20 protein-coding genes are annotated in these 19913 nt (G+C 48.6%); 2 read left to right on the forward strand and 18 right to left on the reverse strand.

Annotated elements, in window-relative coordinates:
• The 3 genes from KNO92_RS01215 to rho form a co-directional block, all read right to left on the reverse strand.
• Complete coding sequence (locus KNO92_RS01215) at positions 1-1224, reverse strand: cation:proton antiporter (protein ID WP_214694568.1); 1224 nt, start codon at positions 1222-1224, stop codon at positions 1-3.
• 99 nt (positions 1225-1323) lie between these two features.
• A complete protein-coding gene (locus KNO92_RS01220) occupies positions 1324-1566 on the reverse strand; it encodes a type B 50S ribosomal protein L31 (RefSeq protein ID WP_012727387.1) in 243 nt (80 codons plus the stop codon).
• A gap of 82 nt (positions 1567-1648) precedes the next feature.
• Positions 1649-2986, reverse strand: a complete 1338-nt coding sequence (gene rho, locus KNO92_RS01225; RefSeq protein WP_074035844.1) for a transcription termination factor Rho — start codon at positions 2984-2986, stop codon at positions 1649-1651.
• A gap of 381 nt (positions 2987-3367) precedes the next feature.
• Between rho and KNO92_RS01230 the strand changes: the two genes are divergently transcribed.
• Entirely contained in the window at positions 3368-4069 is a 702-nt protein-coding gene (locus tag KNO92_RS01230; protein ID WP_074035842.1) for a C40 family peptidase, read from the forward strand.
• A 40-nt stretch (positions 4070-4109) separates the two neighbouring features.
• Here KNO92_RS01230 and KNO92_RS01235 read toward each other — a convergent pair whose 3' ends face one another.
• The 10 genes from KNO92_RS01235 to KNO92_RS01280 form a co-directional block, all read right to left on the reverse strand.
• Positions 4110-4595, reverse strand: a complete 486-nt coding sequence (locus KNO92_RS01235) for a DUF421 domain-containing protein (protein WP_214694570.1) — start codon at positions 4593-4595, stop codon at positions 4110-4112.
• Between the two features lie 16 nt (positions 4596-4611).
• Positions 4612-5382 (reverse strand): ABC transporter permease, encoded by a 771-nt coding sequence (locus tag KNO92_RS01240; protein WP_012727390.1) that lies wholly within the window; start codon positions 5380-5382, stop codon positions 4612-4614.
• Positions 5372-6298: an ATP-binding cassette domain-containing protein gene (locus KNO92_RS01245; RefSeq protein WP_214694572.1), complete on the reverse strand. Its 927-nt coding sequence runs from the start codon at positions 6296-6298 to the stop codon at positions 5372-5374. Before KNO92_RS01245 ends, KNO92_RS01240 begins: the two co-directional genes overlap by 11 nt.
• A gap of 87 nt (positions 6299-6385) precedes the next feature.
• Positions 6386-7357 carry a class II fructose-bisphosphatase gene (gene glpX / locus KNO92_RS01250; protein WP_074035838.1) on the reverse strand — a complete coding sequence of 324 codons (972 nt, stop codon included), beginning with the start codon at positions 7355-7357 and terminating at the stop codon, positions 6386-6388.
• A gap of 14 nt (positions 7358-7371) precedes the next feature.
• Positions 7372-8628 (reverse strand): UDP-N-acetylglucosamine 1-carboxyvinyltransferase, encoded by a 1257-nt coding sequence (gene murA / locus KNO92_RS01255; RefSeq protein WP_214694574.1) that lies wholly within the window; start codon positions 8626-8628, stop codon positions 7372-7374.
• A gap of 27 nt (positions 8629-8655) precedes the next feature.
• Positions 8656-9306 (reverse strand): fructose-6-phosphate aldolase, encoded by a 651-nt coding sequence (gene fsa / locus KNO92_RS01260; RefSeq protein ID WP_214759779.1) that lies wholly within the window; start codon positions 9304-9306, stop codon positions 8656-8658.
• A 152-nt stretch (positions 9307-9458) separates the two neighbouring features.
• Positions 9459-10313, reverse strand: a complete 855-nt coding sequence (gene fba, locus KNO92_RS01265) for a class II fructose-1,6-bisphosphate aldolase (protein ID WP_214694578.1) — start codon at positions 10311-10313, stop codon at positions 9459-9461.
• A gap of 161 nt (positions 10314-10474) precedes the next feature.
• On the reverse strand, positions 10475-10834 hold the full coding sequence (locus KNO92_RS01270; RefSeq protein WP_214694580.1) for a response regulator: 360 nt from the start codon (positions 10832-10834) through the stop codon (positions 10475-10477).
• Positions 10835-10925: 91 nt separating this feature from the next.
• Positions 10926-11282 (reverse strand): DUF1093 domain-containing protein, encoded by a 357-nt coding sequence (locus KNO92_RS01275; RefSeq protein WP_214694582.1) that lies wholly within the window; start codon positions 11280-11282, stop codon positions 10926-10928.
• A gap of 127 nt (positions 11283-11409) precedes the next feature.
• Positions 11410-13068, reverse strand: a complete 1659-nt coding sequence (locus KNO92_RS01280; protein ID WP_214694584.1) for a glycerol-3-phosphate dehydrogenase/oxidase — start codon at positions 13066-13068, stop codon at positions 11410-11412.
• Positions 13069-13329: 261 nt separating this feature from the next.
• Here KNO92_RS01280 and KNO92_RS01285 point away from each other — a divergent pair, with 261 nt between their 5' ends.
• On the forward strand, positions 13330-14445 hold the full coding sequence (locus tag KNO92_RS01285) for an NADH-dependent flavin oxidoreductase (RefSeq protein ID WP_214694586.1): 1116 nt from the start codon (positions 13330-13332) through the stop codon (positions 14443-14445).
• A gap of 20 nt (positions 14446-14465) precedes the next feature.
• Here the strand turns inward: KNO92_RS01285 and KNO92_RS01290 are convergent, their stop codons facing one another.
• From KNO92_RS01290 to KNO92_RS01310, 5 genes are all read right to left on the reverse strand, one after another.
• Positions 14466-15011, reverse strand: a complete 546-nt coding sequence (locus tag KNO92_RS01290) for a GNAT family N-acetyltransferase (RefSeq protein ID WP_214695123.1) — start codon at positions 15009-15011, stop codon at positions 14466-14468.
• 31 nt (positions 15012-15042) lie between these two features.
• Positions 15043-15885 (reverse strand): TVP38/TMEM64 family protein, encoded by an 843-nt coding sequence (locus KNO92_RS01295; RefSeq protein WP_214694588.1) that lies wholly within the window; start codon positions 15883-15885, stop codon positions 15043-15045.
• A 138-nt stretch (positions 15886-16023) separates the two neighbouring features.
• A complete protein-coding gene (locus KNO92_RS01300; protein WP_214694590.1) occupies positions 16024-17619 on the reverse strand; it encodes a CTP synthase in 1596 nt (531 codons plus the stop codon).
• 248 nt (positions 17620-17867) lie between these two features.
• Entirely contained in the window at positions 17868-18347 is a 480-nt protein-coding gene (gene rpoE / locus KNO92_RS01305; protein ID WP_012727404.1) for a DNA-directed RNA polymerase subunit delta, read from the reverse strand.
• 80 nt (positions 18348-18427) lie between these two features.
• A complete protein-coding gene (locus KNO92_RS01310; protein ID WP_251127045.1) occupies positions 18428-19744 on the reverse strand; it encodes a hypothetical protein in 1317 nt (438 codons plus the stop codon).
• Positions 19745-19913 lie beyond the last annotated feature (169 nt).

Genomic DNA, 19913 nt, shown 5'->3' on the forward strand with positions numbered 1-19913 from the left:
TTACTCGTCGGCTTTCGCTTCTTTTTGCACATCAATTAATTTTAATTTACGTGCGAGCGGTCGGATCGTGAGACCGTGTAACGTTACGGAAATGAAGACGAGTCCGAGCGTGAGCGGTAACATTTGCTTCGCATCGTCAATCCCGAGATGTGCGACTTCTTCAGCAAAGAATCCAGCGACCGTCATCGCGACGATTCCGCGCGGTGCAATCCAACCGATGAACCCTCGTTCCGCTAGCGGCAGTCCTCCACCAATCGTCGACAAGTAAATCGCAACCGGACGAACCAAGAAGAGAATCCCGGCAATCGTCAAGAGCAGTGGCCATTGGAAGATATTTAAAAGCTCGGCGCGTGAAAGCGACGCCGTCAATAAGATGAAGACGGACGAAATGAGCAAAATTGAAATGTCTTCTTTAAACGATTGCAGTTCTTCGATAATCTCTTCGTCCCGATGTTTCGTATTGGCCATCGTCATCCCCATCGCCGTCACGGCGAGAAGACCGACTTCGTGCATCATGAGCTCGCTGAGCGAAAATAAGATGAGGACGGCCGTCAATGTGACCGAGGCACGTAGATAACGTGGTACTTTCTCCGCGACAAACCATCCCATGAGGAGATGTCCGAACAAATACCCGAGTCCGATCCCGACAATACAAGCACCGGCAAACAAGAGCTGCATCCATAAGTCCATTCCTTCATATACGATGTATCCAAGTCGGACGACGAAGAGTCCAAGCAGTGCCCCGACCGGATCCACGATAATTCCTTCCCACTTCAAAATCGCTCCGACACGATCTTTCAAGTGAGCCTGTCGCAATAACGGGATGACAACAGTCGGACCCGTCACGACGAAGAGTGCTCCCATCGTCCACGCAACGACCCAATGCAACCCTCCGACGTGCTGGATGAGTAGCGACATCCCGACGAACGCCAGGGCGACTCCGACCGTGACGATGCGAACAATTGACCGTCGGAATTGATTGATCTCGCTGAAGTGAAGCCCGAGACTTCCTTCGAATAAGATGATGGCGACCGCAAACGAAATGATGGGACTATATAAATCCCCTAGTAGTTCACGCGGATCAAACAGCCCAAGAATCGGACCTGCCAACACCCCGGCGAGCGTCATAATGATGATTGCCGGAATTTGATAGCGCCATGCCAACCACTGTGACATGATGCCGACCCCGATTAACAAGCTGATACTGATGAGTATAAGTTCCATAACGGCCCCCTAACGACAGTCTTTTGTCTCTTTACCCGCGTCTATGCAACAAAAAACCGCCAAGGGCAATCCCTAGGCGGTGAGCATACAACTTTACGATTAACGTTGGTATTTCTTGTTGAAGCGCTCGATACGACCATCTGCAGATGCGAATTTCTGGCGACCTGTGTAGAACGGGTGCGAATCAGAAGATACATCGACACGGATGAGTGGGTACTCGTTTCCATCTTCCATCGTGATTGTCTCGTTAGAGTAACGAGTTGAACCAGTGATGAATTTGAATTCTGTCGTCGAGTCCATGAATACGACTTTACGGTATTCTGGGTGGATTCCTTGTTTCATTGCTTTTCAACTCCTTCGGCCCTAAGTATTCTTTCAACCTAGAGAAAGTTCACTAGAATATAATATCACCCTACTATAGGATTTACAAGTCTGTTTTCGTTTTTTTCACCGGTCGTCTTTTTTTCTTATCTGCCTCTAACGCAGCGAAAAAGTCGAGGTTCGTTTTCGTCTCACGGACACGGCGTAAGAAGTGTTCCACGAAGTCCGGAGACTCGTTCATCGTACGACGAATCGTCCATAGCGAGTCGAGTTCGTCCTTGCCGAGTAACAGCTCTTCTTTCCGCGTCCCCGAACGACGAATGTCGATTGCCGGGAAGATGCGGCGTTCCGCCAATTTCCGATCAAGATGGAGCTCCATGTTCCCCGTTCCTTTGAATTCCTCATAGATGACGTCATCCATTCGTGAACCGGTATCGACGAGTGCGGTCGCAAGAATCGTCAAGCTACCCCCGTCTTCTATATTCCGGGCCGCCCCGAAGAATTTTTTCGGTTTGTGGAACGCTGCCGGGTCGATCCCCCCAGAGAGTGTTCGTCCGCTCGGTGGAACGGATAGGTTATACGCACGCGTCAATCGTGTGATCGAATCAAGTAAGATGACCACGTCTTTCTTATGTTCCACGAGACGCATCGCCCGTTCGAGGACGAGTTCTGAAATGCGCGCATGGTTTTCCGGTGTCTCATCAAACGTCGAGAAGGCCACGTCCGCATCCGGGACAGAACGTTGGATGTCGGTCACTTCCTCTGGTCGCTCATCGATCAACAGAATGATCAGTTCGACGTTTGGATGATTCGTCGTGATCGAGTTCGCAATCTCTTTTAAGAGCGAGGTTTTCCCCGCTTTTGGTGGTGCGACAATCAATCCACGTTGTCCGAATCCGACTGGCGCAATCATATCCATGACACGTACTGAGAGATGTTTCGGTTCTGTCTCGAGCACCATCTGTTGTTCCGGGTAAATCGGAGTGAGCGCCGGGAAGTAATCGCGTGACCGCGTCGAGTCCGTCGACTCCCCGTTGACCGCCTCTACACTCAACAACCCTTGGAATCGTTCGTTCTCTTTTGGTTTGCGGACTTTCCCCGTCACGAGGTCCCCATTTCGGAGGTTGAAACGACGAATTTGTGAAGCAGCGATGTAGATGTCTTCGGAAGATTGAGAGTAATTGATTGGTCGGAGGAAGCCAAATCCGCCGTCATTTTGCGACTGAGGATTCGGTGGAATGATTTCTAGAATACCTTCGAGGAAGTACAAATCTTTTGATTCGGCCTGAGATTTCAAAATCCGAAACATGAGTTCACGTTTCCGTGCTTCTCGGAAGTTTGGAACTTTGACTTCTTTGGCGATCTCATATAGTTCTTTTAACGTCTTCGTCTCGAGTTCACGAAGCGTGTAATTTTTTGTCGGTTCTGTCTGTTGACTCATTCAAGTCACCTATCTTTCTACATTTCATTACAAGAAGTATTCAACTTGATTATTTTTGTTCTGTCATCATCTAATCACATTTTCTCCGTGTCGTCACCGTGCAAAAATCACCTTTTGCTCATGCGTTTCCCTCTTGTACAAAACCTTACACAGTAAAAGATGATTTTGTAACAAAATAAGTGCTATATCCACATATTGTTTCATTTCTGTTACAAGAAAACGCTTTTTTGACTTGTGATTGAAAAATGCCATCGGTCTTGCGCATGATATAGTTTATTTGCACAGGAAACCGGGTAATACTCGCAACTTGTGCTCGACTATAAAATACTCGACTTTGTCATATAATAACGATTTGATTTTAAAAACGGAGGGAATTACACAATGTTAAAGCGTATTGCATCTATCGTCGTCGCTGCTACTGTTGCTTTCTCGGGTCTCATGTTCTCAACTGGTGAACAAGCAGAAGCCGCTACTGGCACGTTCGCTTACTCGAAAGTCAACGGCTTGAACATCCGCACTGCCCCGTCACTTACGTCATCGAAAGTTGTCGCGAAGATGGATAAAGGTCAACGCTATACATACCTTGGTAAATCCGGTTCATTTTATAAGATCAACTACAAAGGTACACACCGTTACATCTCAGCTTCTTCAACGTACACGTACTTGAAGCCGAGAACATCAACTTCAACAACGACGACAGTTTCAACGTCATCGTCAAGCAAACGTGCGAAACTCGTTGCTGAGTCGAAAAAATACCTCGGTACACCTTACCGTTACGGTGGAACAACGACTGCTGGATTTGACTGCTCAGGCTACACTGGACATGTTTACAAAAAAGCAATCGGCAAAACACTCCCACGTTCTTCACGCCAGCAATACTCAAGCGCGAAAAAAATCTCGAAGTCATCGATTCAAGCTGGTGACCTCGTCTTCTTCTCACACTCAGGTGGGACGATCCAACACGTTGGGATGGCACTTAGCAAAACACAAATGATCAACTCAGAAACAGGCGGCGTGAAATACGCGAGCTTCACTTCTGGATACTGGGCACCACGTTACGTTGGCGCTGGATCATACCTCTAATTCAACATCACGACTCGGTTCATGGGAACCGAGTCGTTTTTTATTGATTTACGTGTTCCATCACATCCTGAGAATCCTTTAGTACCGAGAAAGTCCCATCGGTTTCCAAAACAACCGCCTCGACTTGTTCTAAAGGAGTTCCACTCGCACGTATCGCTTGCATGACTTCCATTTCTAATATTCGTTCTTTCCTTAAATATTTTTCCAAATAATTTCCTCTATAAAATAGTAAAGTCGGTTCCGATTTAATCATTCGGTTCACTGTTCTAAATCGTTTAGACAATTTCGCCAACAAATATTGTAAGACGACTAGCGTTCCAAATGCCGTTAACCCTGCAAGCAATGTTGTTTGTTGACTCGTTAACGTAGTCGCTAATATAGAACCCATCGCCACCGTCACGATAAAGTCGAATGCATTCATTTTAGCTAACGTTCGTTTACCAGAAATACGCAACATCAAAATGATTGATATATACGCACCAACCCCTGTCAAAACAATCCGAATCATCGTCGAAAGTTCTTGCATCCAACTCCTCCCTTATTTATTTTTGTTTCAATGCCCCTCTCGCATTCGTCGCCGCAAAGACAATCATGAGTACACTCATCGTACCAGCTACCGCGAGCCCTGCCGATAGAGCACCCCAATCAATCTCCGGTTGGGTCAAAACGGCCCGCATCCCTTCAAAAATATACGTGGTCGGATTGAATGTCGCCGCCACTTTCAGCCACTCCGCCTCAATCAATTCTTTCGGAACGAACGTCGTCGATAAGAAAATGAGAGGGAAGAACAACAGCGTACCCGCCTGCGCCGCTTGCGCATTCCGTGTTTTTAGCGCTACACCAACGGAATAGCCCGCAAATCCAAGGCCGAACCCGATGGCGAGTAATACCGTGAAGAAGAACCCGACCGCGCCGACCGGAATCGTGAGGCCGAGGAGAAATGCGACCGCAAAGATGAGTAGCGTTTGAACAAGTAGTTGCAACATCCCGGCAATCATTGGTCCGAGCACGATCGCGGTCCGGGTCGCGGGAGTCAATAATAACCTCGCAAAATACCCACTCTCAATATCACGTACAAGGGCTTGTCCGGTCCCCCCTGCTCCCCCGACTGCACCCGAGACGATTGATACGGGTAAGATGAAGTTCAAGTAATCACTTCCTTCGAACTGAGGCAACGAGGCAACGCTCGATAAGCCGCTCGTATACACGAGTAAAAAGAAAACAGAGATGATCAAGTTCGGGATAAACGAAAACGGATTTCGAATCGTCGTCACTAAACTCCGTTTCGTGAATAACCATGTCTCAGTCCACACGAAGCTCGCCTCCTTCATATGATTCGCCTGTCACTTTCAAGAACACATCATCGAGCGACGGTTGCTTCACCGTCAATCGTTCAGGCTGTAGTCCTTGTTCATCTAACGACCGAACGATTTCGGTCAGCGTCACATCACGCAGTTCGAAAGATACATGGTTCCCGTTCGCCGTCGTCTGAAAGAGCGCGGCGGCAGTCGTCGCGTCTGATTCGTTCGAAAAATCCATCGCAATCGTCTCACCACCGACGAGTTGTTTCAGCTCTTCGGCTGTTCCTTCACTGACGATCTTCCCGTGATTGATGATCGCGATTCGGTCAGCCAATTCATCCGCTTCTTCTAAGTACTGGGTCGTCAAAAAAATCGTCGTCCCAAACTCTTGGTTCAGTCTGCGCACTTCATTCCATATTTCAATCCGACTCGCCGGATCGAGACCCGTCGTCGGCTCATCTAAAAACAATACGGTCGGGCGATGGACGAGCGTAAGGGCTAAGTCAAGACGTCGCCGCATCCCACCTGAATATGTTCCACTCCGTCGATCTGCGGCATCTGTCAGGGACACGACTTCTAACAACTCATCCGCACGACGGTGCGCCTCCTCGTTTGACATCTTAAACAATCGCCCTTGTAAGACGAGCAACTCACGCCCCGTCAGCACTTTATCGATCCCGGTTTCCTGTAAAGCGACCCCAATCGACAGACGGACGTCTTTTTCTTGTTTGACGACATCGAATCCGTTTACCCGTGCCACTCCGGATGTCGGACGCACGAGCGTCGTCAACATTTGCACCGTCGTCGATTTGCCGGCGCCGTTCGGTCCTAAAAATGCAAAAATCTCTCCTTCTTTCACGGAGAACGAAACATCGTTCACCGCCGGAACATCTTTGAATGTCTTCACGAGTCCTTCCACTTCAATCATCACACCCACCTCCTGACTATCCATTCCCGTTTTCATACGATTTCATCACAAAAAAGTCGCGGACGTTTACACATCCGCGACTCCATGTTATTCGGGTTTCATGACCATTTTCGGTTTTTTCGTGAGGGAGTGGTTCCCTTCTACGAAGCGTACGGTACCAGACTTGGCACGCATGACAACGGAATGCGTTTGCCCACCTTGCGATGTGAATTGGACGCCACGTAACAATTCACCGTCCGTCACACCTGTCGCCGCAAAGATACAATCCTCGCCTTTTACCAAGTCATTGAGTAGAAGGATTCGATCCGTATCTTCGATGCCCATGTCATGGCAACGTTGTTTTTGCGCCTCGTCTTCCGGGAGCAAGCGTCCTTGGAAGTCTCCACCGAGACACTTCATCGCGACAGCGGCGATGACGCCTTCCGGTGCCCCACCTGAACCGAGTAGCAAGTCGACACCTGTTTTCGGGAAAGCTGTGTTGATGGCTGCGGCGACATCCCCGTCTGGAATCAGCTTGATTCGCGCACCGGTCGCCCGGACCCGCTGAATGATTTCTTCATGTCGGTCCCGATGTAAGATCGTCACAACAACATCTTCCACGTTTTTCTTCTTCGCCTTCGCCACAATCTCGATGTTCTCTTCAATCGAGTTATCGAGACTGACGAGACCGGCAGCTTCCGGTCCGACTGCGATTTTTTCCATATACATGTCCGGTGCATGAAGAAGGTCTCCCGCATCGGCGACTGCGAGAACAGCAAGCGCTCCCCACGTTCCGGTCGCCACGATGTTCGTTCCTTCTAACGGGTCGACCGCGACATCGAGACGTGAGCCATAGCCGTTCCCGACCTTTTCCCCGATGTAGAGCATCGGGGCCTCGTCCATCTCACCTTCTCCGATGACGACAATCCCCTTCATCGGAATCGTATCAAAGACGTCACGCATCGCCGTCGTCGCTGCATCATCTGCCTCGACCTTCAAACCGCGACCCATCCAACGGGCTGAAGCAAGTGCCGCTGCTTCTGTGACCCGGACCAGTTCCATCGATAAACTTCGTTCCACCCGAAATCTCCCCTTTATGCCTCGGTGTGATCTTCCACCCAAACGAGCGCACCGAGTTGTTTTAATTTGCCGACAAAGTCGACGTATGAATCATTCAACCGTTCTGCATGAAGTAACGTCGATTCTCCAGACGCTTGAAGTGCTGATAAAACGAGTGCCGCGGCACTTCGCGCATCTGTACATTCCATTTCTGCGTTTGCGAGCTGATTTCCTCCGCGAATCACAGCAGACGCATCTTCTAGCGTGATTTGCGCGTTCATTCGGCGCATCTCGGCGATATGTCGGAATCGTTGGGAATACAGCTTGTCCGTGACAACGCTCGTCCCGTCTGCCTTCAACAAAGCCGCTGACATGATCGGCTGCAAGTCACTCGGATATCCCGAATAATGGAACACGCGAATGTCTGTCGGCAAGAATTGATTGGCGGTCACTGTGATCGATTCCTCGCCAACTTCCACCTGCGCACCATAATCCAATAGTTTTTGGATGACCCCTTCAAGGTGAGTCGAAATGACCGGTTGCACGGTCACACTACCCGACACCGCGCCGAACATCATAAATGTACCTGCCTCGAGGCGATCCGGGATTAACGTATGGGTACACCCATGCAAACGTTCGACTCCTTTGATACGAATCTCATCGGTACCCGCTCCACTCACGTGTGCGCCCATTGATGTGAGCATCGTTGCCACATCGACGACTTCAGGGTCACAGGCCGCATTCTCGATGACAGTCGTCCCTTTCGCCAAGACCGCCGCAAGCATCGCACTCACAGTTGCCCCGAACGACCGCAAGTCCAAATAAATCCGATTCCCGACGAGTTCTTCGACTCGGACGTGATAGAGCCCGGATTCATTTTCGACATGAATGCCAAGACGTTCCAACGCTTTCAAGTGTAAATCAATCGGTCGTGGACCAATCGCATATCCTCCGGGTAGCCCGACCGCCCCTTTTCCGAATCGAGCGGCGAAGACACCGAGTAAATAGACAGCGGCACGGACTTTCCGCGTCTCGGAGCCGAGAAGAGGCATGGCGACAGCTTCATTCGAATGAATGGTCATCTGTTCGCCCTCACGCTCGACCTGAACCCCTAGCTCTCTCAACAAGTTGACCATCACTTCTACATCCTCAATCATCGGGACGTTTTCAATCGTCACCGACTCCTCTGTAAGAAGTGCAGCCACAAGGCAAGGGAGAGCGCTTTGTTTCGCCCCGCTAATCTCAACGATTCCTTCTAATTTTTGCTGCCCAACGATATGGAGAATTTCCACGCTGATCAAAACCTTTCTACGACGGACTTATTTGGATTGAGCGTTGTTCCAATCCGCTAAAAACTGCTCAATGCCTTTGTCTGTGAGCGGATGTTTCATCATCTGTTCGATGACTTTGTAAGGGACTGTCGCAATGTCAGCCCCGAGGAGTGCGGCTTTCGTCACATGAACCGGGTGACGTACAGAGGCCGCGATGATTTCTGTCTCGATGCCATGAATCGCAAAGATGTTGGCAATCGTCTCGACGAGGTCGAGTCCATCTTGACCGATGTCATCCAAACGTCCGATGAATGGAGAAACATATGAAGCACCGGCACGTGCCGCGAGTAACGCTTGGTTCGCGTTAAAGATGAGTGTCACGTTCGTTTTGATCCCGAGCTCTTTCAACTGCTTCACCGCTTCCATCCCCGCTGGTGTCATCGGAACCTTTACCGTAATATTCGGCGCAATGGCAGCAAGTTCCTTTCCTTCTTCCACCATACCCTTTGCATCCAGTGCAATAACTTCCGCGCTGACTGAGAGATCCCCGACGATCTCACAAATTTCACGAAGTCTTGTATGGAAGTCGACACCTTCTTTAGCGACGAGCGACGGATTCGTCGTCACGCCTCCGATGACGCCCATCTGATGGGCTTGTTTGATGTCTTGCACATTTGCTGTGTCAATGAAAAAACGCATATGTGTCTCCTCCTCAATTTGTGATCGCTTACAATCTCTATTATGAGGAAAGAACAGGTGAATTACTACACCCTTTGTCAGATTCAGAGCCTGATGTCAGTCGAACATACAAAAAGTCGGTTCTCATAGAGAACCGACTTAATCAAACAGGATTATGCTTGGTTGCTAGAACCAAACTCACGCATTTTGCCAGTTACGACGTTGTAGATCGCTTCGATCCCAGGTCCGATAACTTTACGTGGGTCATATACTTTCGAGTCAGCGTCAAGCTTCTCACGTACCGCACGAGTCCACTCTTGTTGGCACTCAGTGTTAACGTTGATTTTGCTGTGTCCGAGCTCGATTGCTTTTTTAACTTGGTGCTCAGGAATACCTGATCCGCCGTGAAGAACGAGTGGAGTTTGTGTCGCTTTCGCGATTTCTTCCATCTCTTTGAAGCCAAGCTTCGGCTCACCTTGGTATGGTCCGTGTACAGAACCGAGTGCTGCAGCAAGTGCATCCACTTTCGCTTCTTTGACAACACGTACACACTCTTCGAGGTCAGCGTATTGTACGCCACCGATGACGCCGTCTTCTTCGCCGCCAACTGTACCGACTTCTGCCTCAACAGAAGCGCCTTTAGCGTGCGCGTACTCGACAACTTGTTTCGTCATTTCAACGTTTTCGTCGATCGGGTGGTGTGAACCGTCGATCATGACTGATGTGAATCCAGCGTCGATCGCTGCTTTACACTTGTCGAATGAAGAACCGTGGTCAAGGTGGATTGCAACTGGAACAGTGATGTTGTAGTCGTGCATGAGACCTTCAACCATTTTGACAACTGTTGTGAAGCCACCCATGTACTTCGCTGCACCTTCTGATACACCGAGGATTACTGGTGATTTCTCGTCTTCCGCAGCGCGAAGAATCGCTTGCGTCCACTCGAGGTTGTTGATGTTGAATTGGCCGACTGCATACTTGCCTTCGAATGCTTTGTTAAGCATTTCTGTCATTGATACTAATGGCATAATGACATCCTCCTGTCTGTTCGCTATTATACACGTTTGGGAAAAGTTCCCCCGTGCAATTCGTTCCCATTATAACACACCGTAAAACATGTGCCTATGCTATTCGGGCATAGAAATGGCTTAGCGCAAGCGTTTACATATGTCATCTTGGTGACGAAACGTCAAATTTTCAAGACTTCCTTCACTTTTTCAATCATTCCGTATATATCAAACGGCTTTTCAAATTGTGCAGTGATTCCGAGACGACGCACCTCGTCAATCACCGTTTCTTCTCCGAATGCCGTCATGATCATGACAGGTGTCTCTAGTTCTTGTTCTCTCATCCGACGCAACACTTCATGACCGAACATACGGGGCATGTTCATATCGAGAAGTACTAAATCGTATTGCTCTCGCTCTAAAAATTCCCAGGCCATGATGCCGTCTTGTGCCGTGTCCACGTCAACACCCATGTTCGTGAACACTTGTGCGAGCATCGTACGAATTCCGTCCTGGTCATCTGCAATCAACATCCGTGACATGCATGTCCCTTCTTTCATTCATCATTTTCCATAATCAAACAATTTAACCTTACCAAACTCGCCTCTTTTTCGCGATGCCTATCTTTTGAAATCAAGGGAACGATGACTCGGTATCTTCTTGTTGTTCTTCTTTCAACTGTGCAGGTACCTCTAGCGCGTTCACACGTTCATAATCGGTCACTTCAGGAGCTTCCTCTTTGACATACACTTTCAAAAAGTCCCCTTCTGCAAATAGTGAGGGAGTCGCAATGGCGAGCGGTCGCTTCTTCCCGTCTTCATCGTAGCCGATGAGGTCGTACCGATATCCGTTCGATGTCTGTGTCGCCACTTCCGCGCTCGGGACCTTGACATAATACACATCGGCTAACAGACGATCCAGATTGACATAGCGCCAGCCTACTATGAATAGAACGCCGATTAATAAGACGGCGATGAGCTTTCGTATCATAAACAGTTCTCCTTCAACGTGAGAGTGACTACTTATGAGATATACCGTTATTCCGAAGTCATGAAACCATTCCACAAAAAGAGGTTCATCCTGTTCAGAATGAACCTCTCGTGTGACGCGTTGGATGTTATGATTCGACAGTCACTGGAACGACTGCGATTTCAATCTCCTTCTCGACCTCTTCACGCTCCTCTTTCAAACGCTCATCTGACCATTTGAAGACATCGGCCATGCAACGAAGGACACCGTCTTTATATTGACGGACGAAGTCGATATCGAAGAACATTGCGCCTGTCCGGCGAATCAAGAAGTCGATGGCACGAACGACTGATTCTTCTTCGATTCCGTAAACTAATTGCGCATAGACGATTTCAGGAAGGTCATATGCGTTCGCGTCCATCCGTTCGATGACACGATCGATATTCGATCCGTATAGACGAACAAGTTCTTCCGCATGGTTTTCGTCCAAGCCATGATTTTGAAGTTCTTTTGTTTTCTTCTCAAGGAAGTCTTTGAAGCCTTTCGAACCGCCGACATGACCACCTGACATCGGCATATGCTTCGTCCGGCTGGCCAAATAGACGACACCGTCTTCTTCTTTCAACAGTTTCGCGACGAGGTCGACGACCGTTTCTGACATCTTGCGATACCCTGTCAATTTACCGCCGGCAATCGTGATCAAGCCGCTGTCTGACTGCCAAATTTCGTCCTTACGTGAAATTTCAGAAGGGTCTTTTCCTTCTTCGTAAATCAACGGACGAATACCTGCCCAACTCGACTCCACATCATCCGCTGTGACATTGACGTCTGGAAACATATAGTGAATGGCTTCTAAAATATAATCGCGGTCTTCCGTCGTCATGCGTGGATGCGCTTTGTTTTTATCGAAGAACGTATCCGTCGTTCCGACGTATGCTTTGTTTCCGCGTGGAATCGCAAAGACCATGCGACCGTCTGGTGTATCAAAGTAAATCGCTTGTTTGAGCGGGAATTTTGACTGGTCGATGACCAAGTGAATCCCTTTCGTCAGGCGAAGCTGCTTCCCTTTTTTCGAGTTATCTTCTTCTCGCAACTCGTCGACCCATGGACCTGTCGCATTGATGATTTTCTTCGCATAGACGTCATACGTTGACCCGTCAATCTGGTCTTCAACGTGTACACCGGCCACTTTGCCGTTTTCGTAAATCAACCCTGTCACTTTGGCGTAGTTCATGAGAAGCGCACCATGATTCGCTGCTTCTTTCGCCACTTCAATCGTCAATCGTGCATCATCTGTGCGGTACTCGACGTAATAACCGCCTCCGACCAAATCATCTTTTTTCACGAGCGGTGCCTTTTTGATGACCTCATCTGGTTTGAGCATCATGCGACGTTCTGCACGTTTAACACCTGCGAGGAAGTCGTACACCATGAGTCCAATCGATGTTGAGAAGGGACCGAACGTGCCTCCCTTGTGCATCGGTAAAAGCATTTGTTCCGGTGTCGTGACGTGTGGACCGTTCTCATATACGATGGCCCGCTCTTTCCCGACTTCTGCGACGAGCGCCACTTCGAATTGTTTCAAATAGCGGAGTCCCCCGTGAACAAGCTTCGTCGAACGACTTGATGTCCCTGCCGCAAAGTCTTGCATCTCGAGGACAGCTGTCTTCATCCCACGCGACGACGCATCGAGCGCAATCCCCGCTCCGGTAATCCCTCCACCGACAACAAGAACGTCATGACGTTCACTTGTCAGTTGCTCATATCGTTTCGCTCGTTCTTTCGCTGAGAAATTTCTGATTTCCATCTTATTCCCTCCTATAGTAAGTACGGTTCAATGAATAGAAAAAGAGACCACAACAAAAACAAGGCTTCCCCCTTCTGTTGTGGTCTCTCTATTGTCTCGAACCGAATATCAACTTTTCTCCTGTATTATACCCTATTCTTTTGAGTTCAATCATCTCTTACGCTTGAGCAACCTGTAATGTGTTGTTTCACAAGCATCCGACTCGCATTTTTGAGTCGAGAAGCTTAGACTTCAAGGTATCATGTTGAAGGAGGATTTCAGATGAAACGTATGTTACAACCTTTTCAGTTCAAAAATGGCGTCGAATTACCGAACCGCCTCGTGTTGGCACCGATGACACATTACTCATCAGAGCCAACGGGCGAAGTATCCGAGCATGAGCTCGCCTACTATCGGAAGCGGGCGCAAAACGTCGGGCTCGCCATCACGGCTTGCGCGTACGTGACAGAAGACGGGAAAGGGTTCCCGAACGCATTCGGGGTCAATGACGACAAATTCATCCCGGGTCTCCGTCAATTGGCAGAAAGTTTAAAAGCGGAAGGCGCAAAAGCCATCCTTCAAATTTTCCACGCAGGACGGATGTCACCACCTGAACTCGTCCCGAACGAACAACCCGTCAGTGCAAGTGCCGTCGCACCTGTTCGCGAAGGCGCCGCTACACCACGTGCCCTCGAGACCGAAGAAGTCGAAGCCATCATCGAGGCGTTCGGCGAAGCGACGCGTCGCGCCATCGAAGCCGGATTTGACGGAGTCGAGATTCATGGGGCGAACACCTACTTGATTCAACAATTCTTCTCACCGCACTCAAATCGCCGTGAAGATCGCTTCGGCGGTGATGTCCATGGACGTTTGACGTTCCCGCGCGAAGTCATTCGTCGTGTCAAAGAAGCAGCTGTAGATGCAGAAGACTTCTTGGTCGGTTATCGCTTCTCACCAGAAGAAATCGAAGAGCCAGGCATCACGCTCGACGACACGGATGTGTTGCTCGATATGATTTTAGAAGAAGGCGTTGATTATATTCACGCTTCTCTCTGGAACTTCAATACAGCTTCTATGCGTGACGAGAACGTCACGGAACGTTCGATTGATCGCATCGCAAAACGAATCAATGGTGCCATCCCACTCATCGGAGTCGGGCAGCTTCAGTGTCCGGCGCAAGTCGAAGACGCACTCGAGGTCGTCGACCTTGCCGCACTCGGTCGTGAACTCATCATCGACCCGGAGTGGCTTGAAAAAGTGAAATCGGACCGCGAAGACGAGATCGAGACAGAACTCGACTTGAACAAACAAGCCGAACTCGCCGTCCCCGCTCCACTTTGGAATGCCATCACGACTCGTGCCGGTTGGTTCCCGATTAAAGATCAAGAAGTGAAATAACACAAAGCACCGCGGACTTTTTATCCGCGGTGCTTTTGCGTAATCCATTCTTCCCGTAACATACCCATCCGAATCGAATCATAGCGCTTCTCGTTAACGACACGCACTTGACGGATTCGACCTTCAAGTTGCATACCTACTTTTTCAGCGACCCGCATCATCCGTTCATTTCCTGACCATGTCGTCAAGCCGACACGGACGACTGGTAACGTCTCAAATAAATGTTCTGTCCATAGACGAAGGGCACGCGTCCCGACACCACGATTCCAGCGGTCGGACTGATGCAAGATGATGCCCATCTCGAGCCACTCTCGTCCGGTATCTTCGAAATAGTAAGAAACGGTCCCATATACGGTTCCATCCACTTCAATGACCCACATGTCATCTTTTTGGATGAGCGACTGCTCGATTTGCTGAAACTCTTCGTAGGACATCGTCTTGTGTTCAAAGTAAGGGGCGTCCCATTGTTTCCACTCCGGTGTCGCATCCCGATAAATCAATTCCCATAGTCGTGATAAGTCTTGTTCTTCAATCGGTCGAATGACCACTTCATTGTCTTGTCGCATCTTGTCTTCCTCTCTATAGATCGTCATTACCTTATTCTTGCGTCCCATTCGAATCTCCTTTTTTTCGCTTGCGCCAGATGAACGCAAGAATCAAGACAATCAAACTCGCCATGACGGAAGCGATTGCAATTGGACTCGAATCGGTCATAAACAATTGTCCGATGGAGACAGAATAGGCAAGTCCGAACGAAGTGACGAGTTTTGCACCGAACGCGATGCCCGCGAAACGTGGGAACGGCACGCGACTGAATCCGGCCGCAAGACAGATGACCTCGTCCGGCAAAATCGGAATGATGAATAAGACGAGCAAAATTCCAAGACCATACTTCTCGACATATCGGTCGTACGTCTTCAACTTCTCCTCATCGACCCAACGGATGATCCGTTCACGACCGAACCTGGCCAACCCATACATGACAAAGATACCAAGTGTAGTCGAAATACTCCCGACTAAAGCGGCACGAAACGGTCCGAGCGCTACACTTCCAATCGGCACACTGACCGCTTCCGGGACCGGCAAGGCAATCGGCTGTAAAAAGCTGAATGCCGCGAACACCCAGACCGCCTGTCGTTCATATTGTTCTAATAGACGATCTAATCCGTATGTGTCATAGAGAACAAGTCCGAACGAGACGTAATAGACGAGAACGAAAATTAAGAAGAGAGAAAACGTAATTTTCCACATCTGCTTCAGGATGACGTTCGAGCCGTCCCGAATCGCCCGTAGTAGTCCGACCGAGAGTGCGAGTAAGACAATGCCCGTCCACCCGAGTTGGTACGGCAAAAGGAGGGATGGCAAGACGACGAACGGCAACAGACTGAGCGCCACAAGCCCCAACCCGTATCCAAGATAAATCGAATGTCGTTCTTTCATGAGCCATCACCCTCTCCCCGTTCTACTTCTAGTGTACCCAGAAAGTGAAGGGGATGTATCCTGCCAAGGGCACCTTCCCTCTCATGCTTTTGATGTAGAAAAAACCACGATCCGCAATGGACCGTGGCTTTCAATCACTTATTCTCCAAGTGACGCTTGGATGAAGTCATGGAATAGACGTTGTGGACGCTCTGGACGCGAAATCAATTCTGGGTGGAACTGTGATGCCACGAACCACTTGTGTTCTGGAATTTCAATGATTTCTACGAGACGACCGTCTGGGCTCGTACCTGAGAACTTGAAGCCTTCTGCTTCAAACGCTTCACGGTACTCGTTGTTGAACTCATAACGGTGACGATGACGCTCGTATACGAGCTCTTGATCGTATGCGGCGTGTGCGTTCGTCCCTTTTTCGAGTTTACATGGGTAGAGTCCGAGACGGAGTGTACCGCCAAGGTCTTCGATGTCCTTTTGCTCTGGAAGAAGGTCGATGATTGGATACGGTGTCGATGGATCGATTTCAGCCGTATGGGCACCGTCCAACTTCAAGACGTTACGGGCAAACTCAACCGTCGCGAGTTGCATCCCGAGACAGATCCCGAAGAATGGGACGTTGTTTTCACGAGCGAAACGTGTCGCTTCGATTTTCCCTTCGATCCCACGTTCTCCGAATCCACCAGGAACGAGGATACCGTCTGCATCGCCGAGGATGTCTGAGACATTTTCAGCTGTCACGTCTTCTGCGTTGACCCAGTCGATGTCGATGTCCGCGTTGAACGCATAACCTGCATGCTTGAGTGCCTCTGCGACTGAGATATAAGCATCACGCAACTCGACGTATTTCCCGACGAGTGCGATTTTTACTTTCTTCTCAAGGTGTGTGACCGTGTGAACGAGCTCTTTCCAAGCCGTCATGTCAGCAGCCGGTGTGTTGAAACCGAAGTAGTCGTTGACGAGTTGGTCCATTCCTTGTTTTTGAAGGTTGAGTGGTACTTCGTAAAGCGTCGATGCGTCTTGTGCTTCGATGACCGCCTCTTTACGCGTATCACAGAAGAGTGCGATTTTCTCACGCATGTCTTCCGGGATATCGTGTTCTGTACGGAGAACGATGATGTCTGGTTGAATCCCGTAGCTGCGAAGCTCTTTGACGCTGTGTTGTGTCGGTTTCGTCTTCATTTCACCTGCCGCACGAAGGTAAGGAACGAGTGTACAGTGAACGTACATGACGTTCTCTTTCCCGATGTCATTTTTTACTTGGCGAATGGCTTCGATGAACGGAAGAGATTCGATATCTCCGACTGTTCCACCAATCTCTGTAATGACGACATCAGCGTTCGTTTCACGTCCTGCACGGAAGACACGGTCTTTGATTTCATTTGTGATATGTGGAATGACCTGAACCGTTCCACCGTTATAGTCTCCACGACGCTCTTTCTTCAAGACAGTCGAATAAATGCGCCCTGATGTGACGTTCGCGTTTTGCGACAAGTTAATGTCGATGAAACGCTCATAGTGTCCGAGGTCAAGGTCAGTCTCAGCACCATCATCTGTGACGAATACTTCTCCGTGTTGATACGGGCTCATCGTACCTGGGTCAATGTTGATGTATGGGTCAAACTTTTGAATCGTGACGTTGAGTCCTCGATTTTTGAGTAGACGCGCGAGTGAAGCTGCCGTGATCCCTTTACCGAGCGAAGATACTACCCCGCCTGTTACGAAAATGTACTTTGTCATGTTTCTTTCTCCTCTCTTGAATACCAACCATCGGGAAACGAAAAAACAAAAAAAGCAAAAGTGCCCCCGTGAATGGGGGACACTTTTGCTGTATCGTTACGTGCTAAACTAGCCCATGACTAATTTACGCCAGAGACGATACAGTCGTCAAGATATTATTTTTTCTTTTTTTCAAGTCGGTGAAAACGACTAAAAAAGAAAAAGAGACACGCCTAGCCGGGCGCGATGCCCGGCTTTTTTGCGGTCTCTTATAAATCATCCTCGTCTTCGAGATCGAGGTCGTCGTCCAAGTCGTCATCCTTGAAGTCATCAAGGCCTTCTACTTTTTCTTCTTCGTCCTCATCGTCAAATTCAGATGAATCATAATCTTCTACTTTTGCGAATACATCCAAGTCATCTTCGATATCGACGATGCCTTCGTCTGCTTCTTCGAACTCTTCTTCGAATTCGTCAAGTTCACCACGTTGACGTGCTTCGATGACGAGATCCTCATCCGACTTGTCGAATGGGTACCAAACGCGAAGCGCCCAACGGTTTGCTCCCAAGTTGACGAACAACCCGTCGATGTTCAAATCGGTGTAAAGTTGTGCGATTTTCTCGAGCTCTTCTTCTTCACTCGCAAACGTATAGTTTTGCTTGATCTTTTCGCGAATCTCATCAAAAGAAACAGGCTGTTCGCCAGTTTCTTGGAGAAGTTCATAAACGAAATCAATCAACGATTTATTCATTAAAGGACACTCCTTTTCCGTCACTAGTTAAACATCACTCCTCATTATAAACAAAAGCGATATGAAAAAGCTAGAGGAAATTATGATTCATTGGAGACCTCGGCTCGAACACGGAACCAATAAACACTGATCAACCCGATATTGAACAACCACGTCAATCCCAGAACGCCAAACATCCATCCTCGCGGAATTTGAAATGACAATTCCGCATTGACGGTCTGTCCAACGTATAAACCGTACGCTAATAATCCGACCATCAAGAACGAATACGATACGACCATCCCGAATCGCTTCCATAATTGGAGAAGTAATGATGCGAACTCTTTATTTTCACCATACTCACCAAATAGATACGTGTGACTCACATTAGAATACATCGTCTGTGTATATCCACTTACGAACAATACCGGTATGAACGCAAGCGGATTAAGAAAACCAAGGAAAAACACAAGGGATGAAATCAGTAAAACGAGATAAGGGTGTCTCGCAAAATCAAATATATGACCAAACAAGATCCAACCAATCACGCCGGCTAAAAACGGAACGAACACATATATCATTAACACTTGGAACGAATAGAGAGCAATGCTGACAAACACAGCACCAATTAACGTCCAACCGCCGAACAATCCGATGACAAATGACAATAATTGAACTTGGCGCGTCCGACTCGCCCCAATGAAGGCACGAACTCGTTTTTGGAATAACAACCAACCCACATATGCTAACAAAATAATCATCAGACTAAACACTTCGATGTAGCCTCGCGCTCCTTCCAAGAGACTAAGGAGACGACTAATCAACGTAAAGACGGTGACCGCGATAAAGGCGCGGAGAAAAGAACGGGTTTCAAACTGCCATGTCGCAGATTTTTGAAGGGGCAACTTTCGTACGAATAGCCAAGGCAAAATGAGACTCACTAAGAATAAGGCGATGGCAAGATTGTACGACTGTGACAATGCGTAAGAGAACAAAGCGATCCAGCCGACTAACGCGAGGACTAATGGTAATGAACTGCCACTCTCTTCATTCGAGTCAGCTTTCGCAGCAGGCTTCAATTCATTCAATTGCGATAAAATCGTCGTCATGATGGTACCGACTCCAATCGAGCCGACGCCTACCAAAAATGCGCTCCATTCAATGGCACGATCAAATGGAAGCACAAAACACACGAGACCGACCAGAAGGACAGACGAAGCAATTAAAAACGTATCCTTTGAACCGCGTCGACCGATGACATACACCCACAATAAAAGACCGGACATACTCGCCACATAAAAAATCAGGAATGGAATGAGACGCCCAACCCCTTCTTCGACTGCCATGATGGATAAAAACAAAATCTGGGGAAGGATTTGGCTACTGAGCGCACTGACAATCGTCAACAAAACAACCATATTTTTCACAGTCCGCACCCCTAACTCAAGATTGAATATTCTGCTCTTCAATCATCCTTTCCCATATCCATTTATCGGTGAACCTTTTTCGAAACACATTCACTTCTCAGTTTCTTCACACTTCTGTCGATATAGAAGAGAACGTCAATTTAGATATGAGATAAAAGGA

Source organism: Exiguobacterium sp. s129 (genome assembly GCF_018617585.1).
Classification (GTDB): Bacteria; Bacillota; Bacilli; order Exiguobacteriales; family Exiguobacteriaceae; genus Exiguobacterium; species Exiguobacterium aestuarii_A.

Excerpts from the sequence above, each read along its gene's own strand:
- KNO92_RS01215 (WP_214694568.1), bottom strand. The coding sequence starts at position 1,224 with ATGGAACTTATACTCATCAGTATCAGCTTGTTAATCGGGGTCGGCATC.
- KNO92_RS01220 (WP_012727387.1), bottom strand. The coding sequence starts at position 1,566 with ATGAAACAAGGAATCCACCCAGAATACCGTAAAGTCGTATTCATGGAC.
- rho (WP_074035844.1), bottom strand. The coding sequence starts at position 2,986 with ATGAGTCAACAGACAGAACCGACAAAAAATTACACGCTTCGTGAACTC.
- KNO92_RS01230 (WP_074035842.1), top strand. The coding sequence starts at position 3,368 with ATGTTAAAGCGTATTGCATCTATCGTCGTCGCTGCTACTGTTGCTTTC.
- KNO92_RS01235 (WP_214694570.1), bottom strand. The coding sequence starts at position 4,595 with ATGCAAGAACTTTCGACGATGATTCGGATTGTTTTGACAGGGGTTGGT.
- KNO92_RS01245 (WP_214694572.1), bottom strand. The coding sequence starts at position 6,298 with ATGATTGAAGTGGAAGGACTCGTGAAGACATTCAAAGATGTTCCGGCG.
- fsa (WP_214759779.1), bottom strand. The coding sequence starts at position 9,306 with ATGCGTTTTTTCATTGACACAGCAAATGTGCAAGACATCAAACAAGCC.
- fba (WP_214694578.1), bottom strand. The coding sequence starts at position 10,313 with ATGCCATTAGTATCAATGACAGAAATGCTTAACAAAGCATTCGAAGGC.
- KNO92_RS01270 (WP_214694580.1), bottom strand. The coding sequence starts at position 10,834 with ATGTCACGGATGTTGATTGCAGATGACCAGGACGGAATTCGTACGATG.
- KNO92_RS01275 (WP_214694582.1), bottom strand. The coding sequence starts at position 11,282 with ATGATACGAAAGCTCATCGCCGTCTTATTAATCGGCGTTCTATTCATA.
- KNO92_RS01280 (WP_214694584.1), bottom strand. The coding sequence starts at position 13,068 with ATGGAAATCAGAAATTTCTCAGCGAAAGAACGAGCGAAACGATATGAG.
- KNO92_RS01285 (WP_214694586.1), top strand. The coding sequence starts at position 13,330 with ATGAAACGTATGTTACAACCTTTTCAGTTCAAAAATGGCGTCGAATTA.
- KNO92_RS01290 (WP_214695123.1), bottom strand. The coding sequence starts at position 15,011 with ATGCGACAAGACAATGAAGTGGTCATTCGACCGATTGAAGAACAAGAC.
- KNO92_RS01295 (WP_214694588.1), bottom strand. The coding sequence starts at position 15,885 with ATGAAAGAACGACATTCGATTTATCTTGGATACGGGTTGGGGCTTGTG.
- KNO92_RS01300 (WP_214694590.1), bottom strand. The coding sequence starts at position 17,619 with ATGACAAAGTACATTTTCGTAACAGGCGGGGTAGTATCTTCGCTCGGT.
- rpoE (WP_012727404.1), bottom strand. The coding sequence starts at position 18,347 with ATGAATAAATCGTTGATTGATTTCGTTTATGAACTTCTCCAAGAAACT.
- KNO92_RS01310 (WP_251127045.1), bottom strand. The coding sequence starts at position 19,744 with ATGGTTGTTTTGTTGACGATTGTCAGTGCGCTCAGTAGCCAAATCCTT.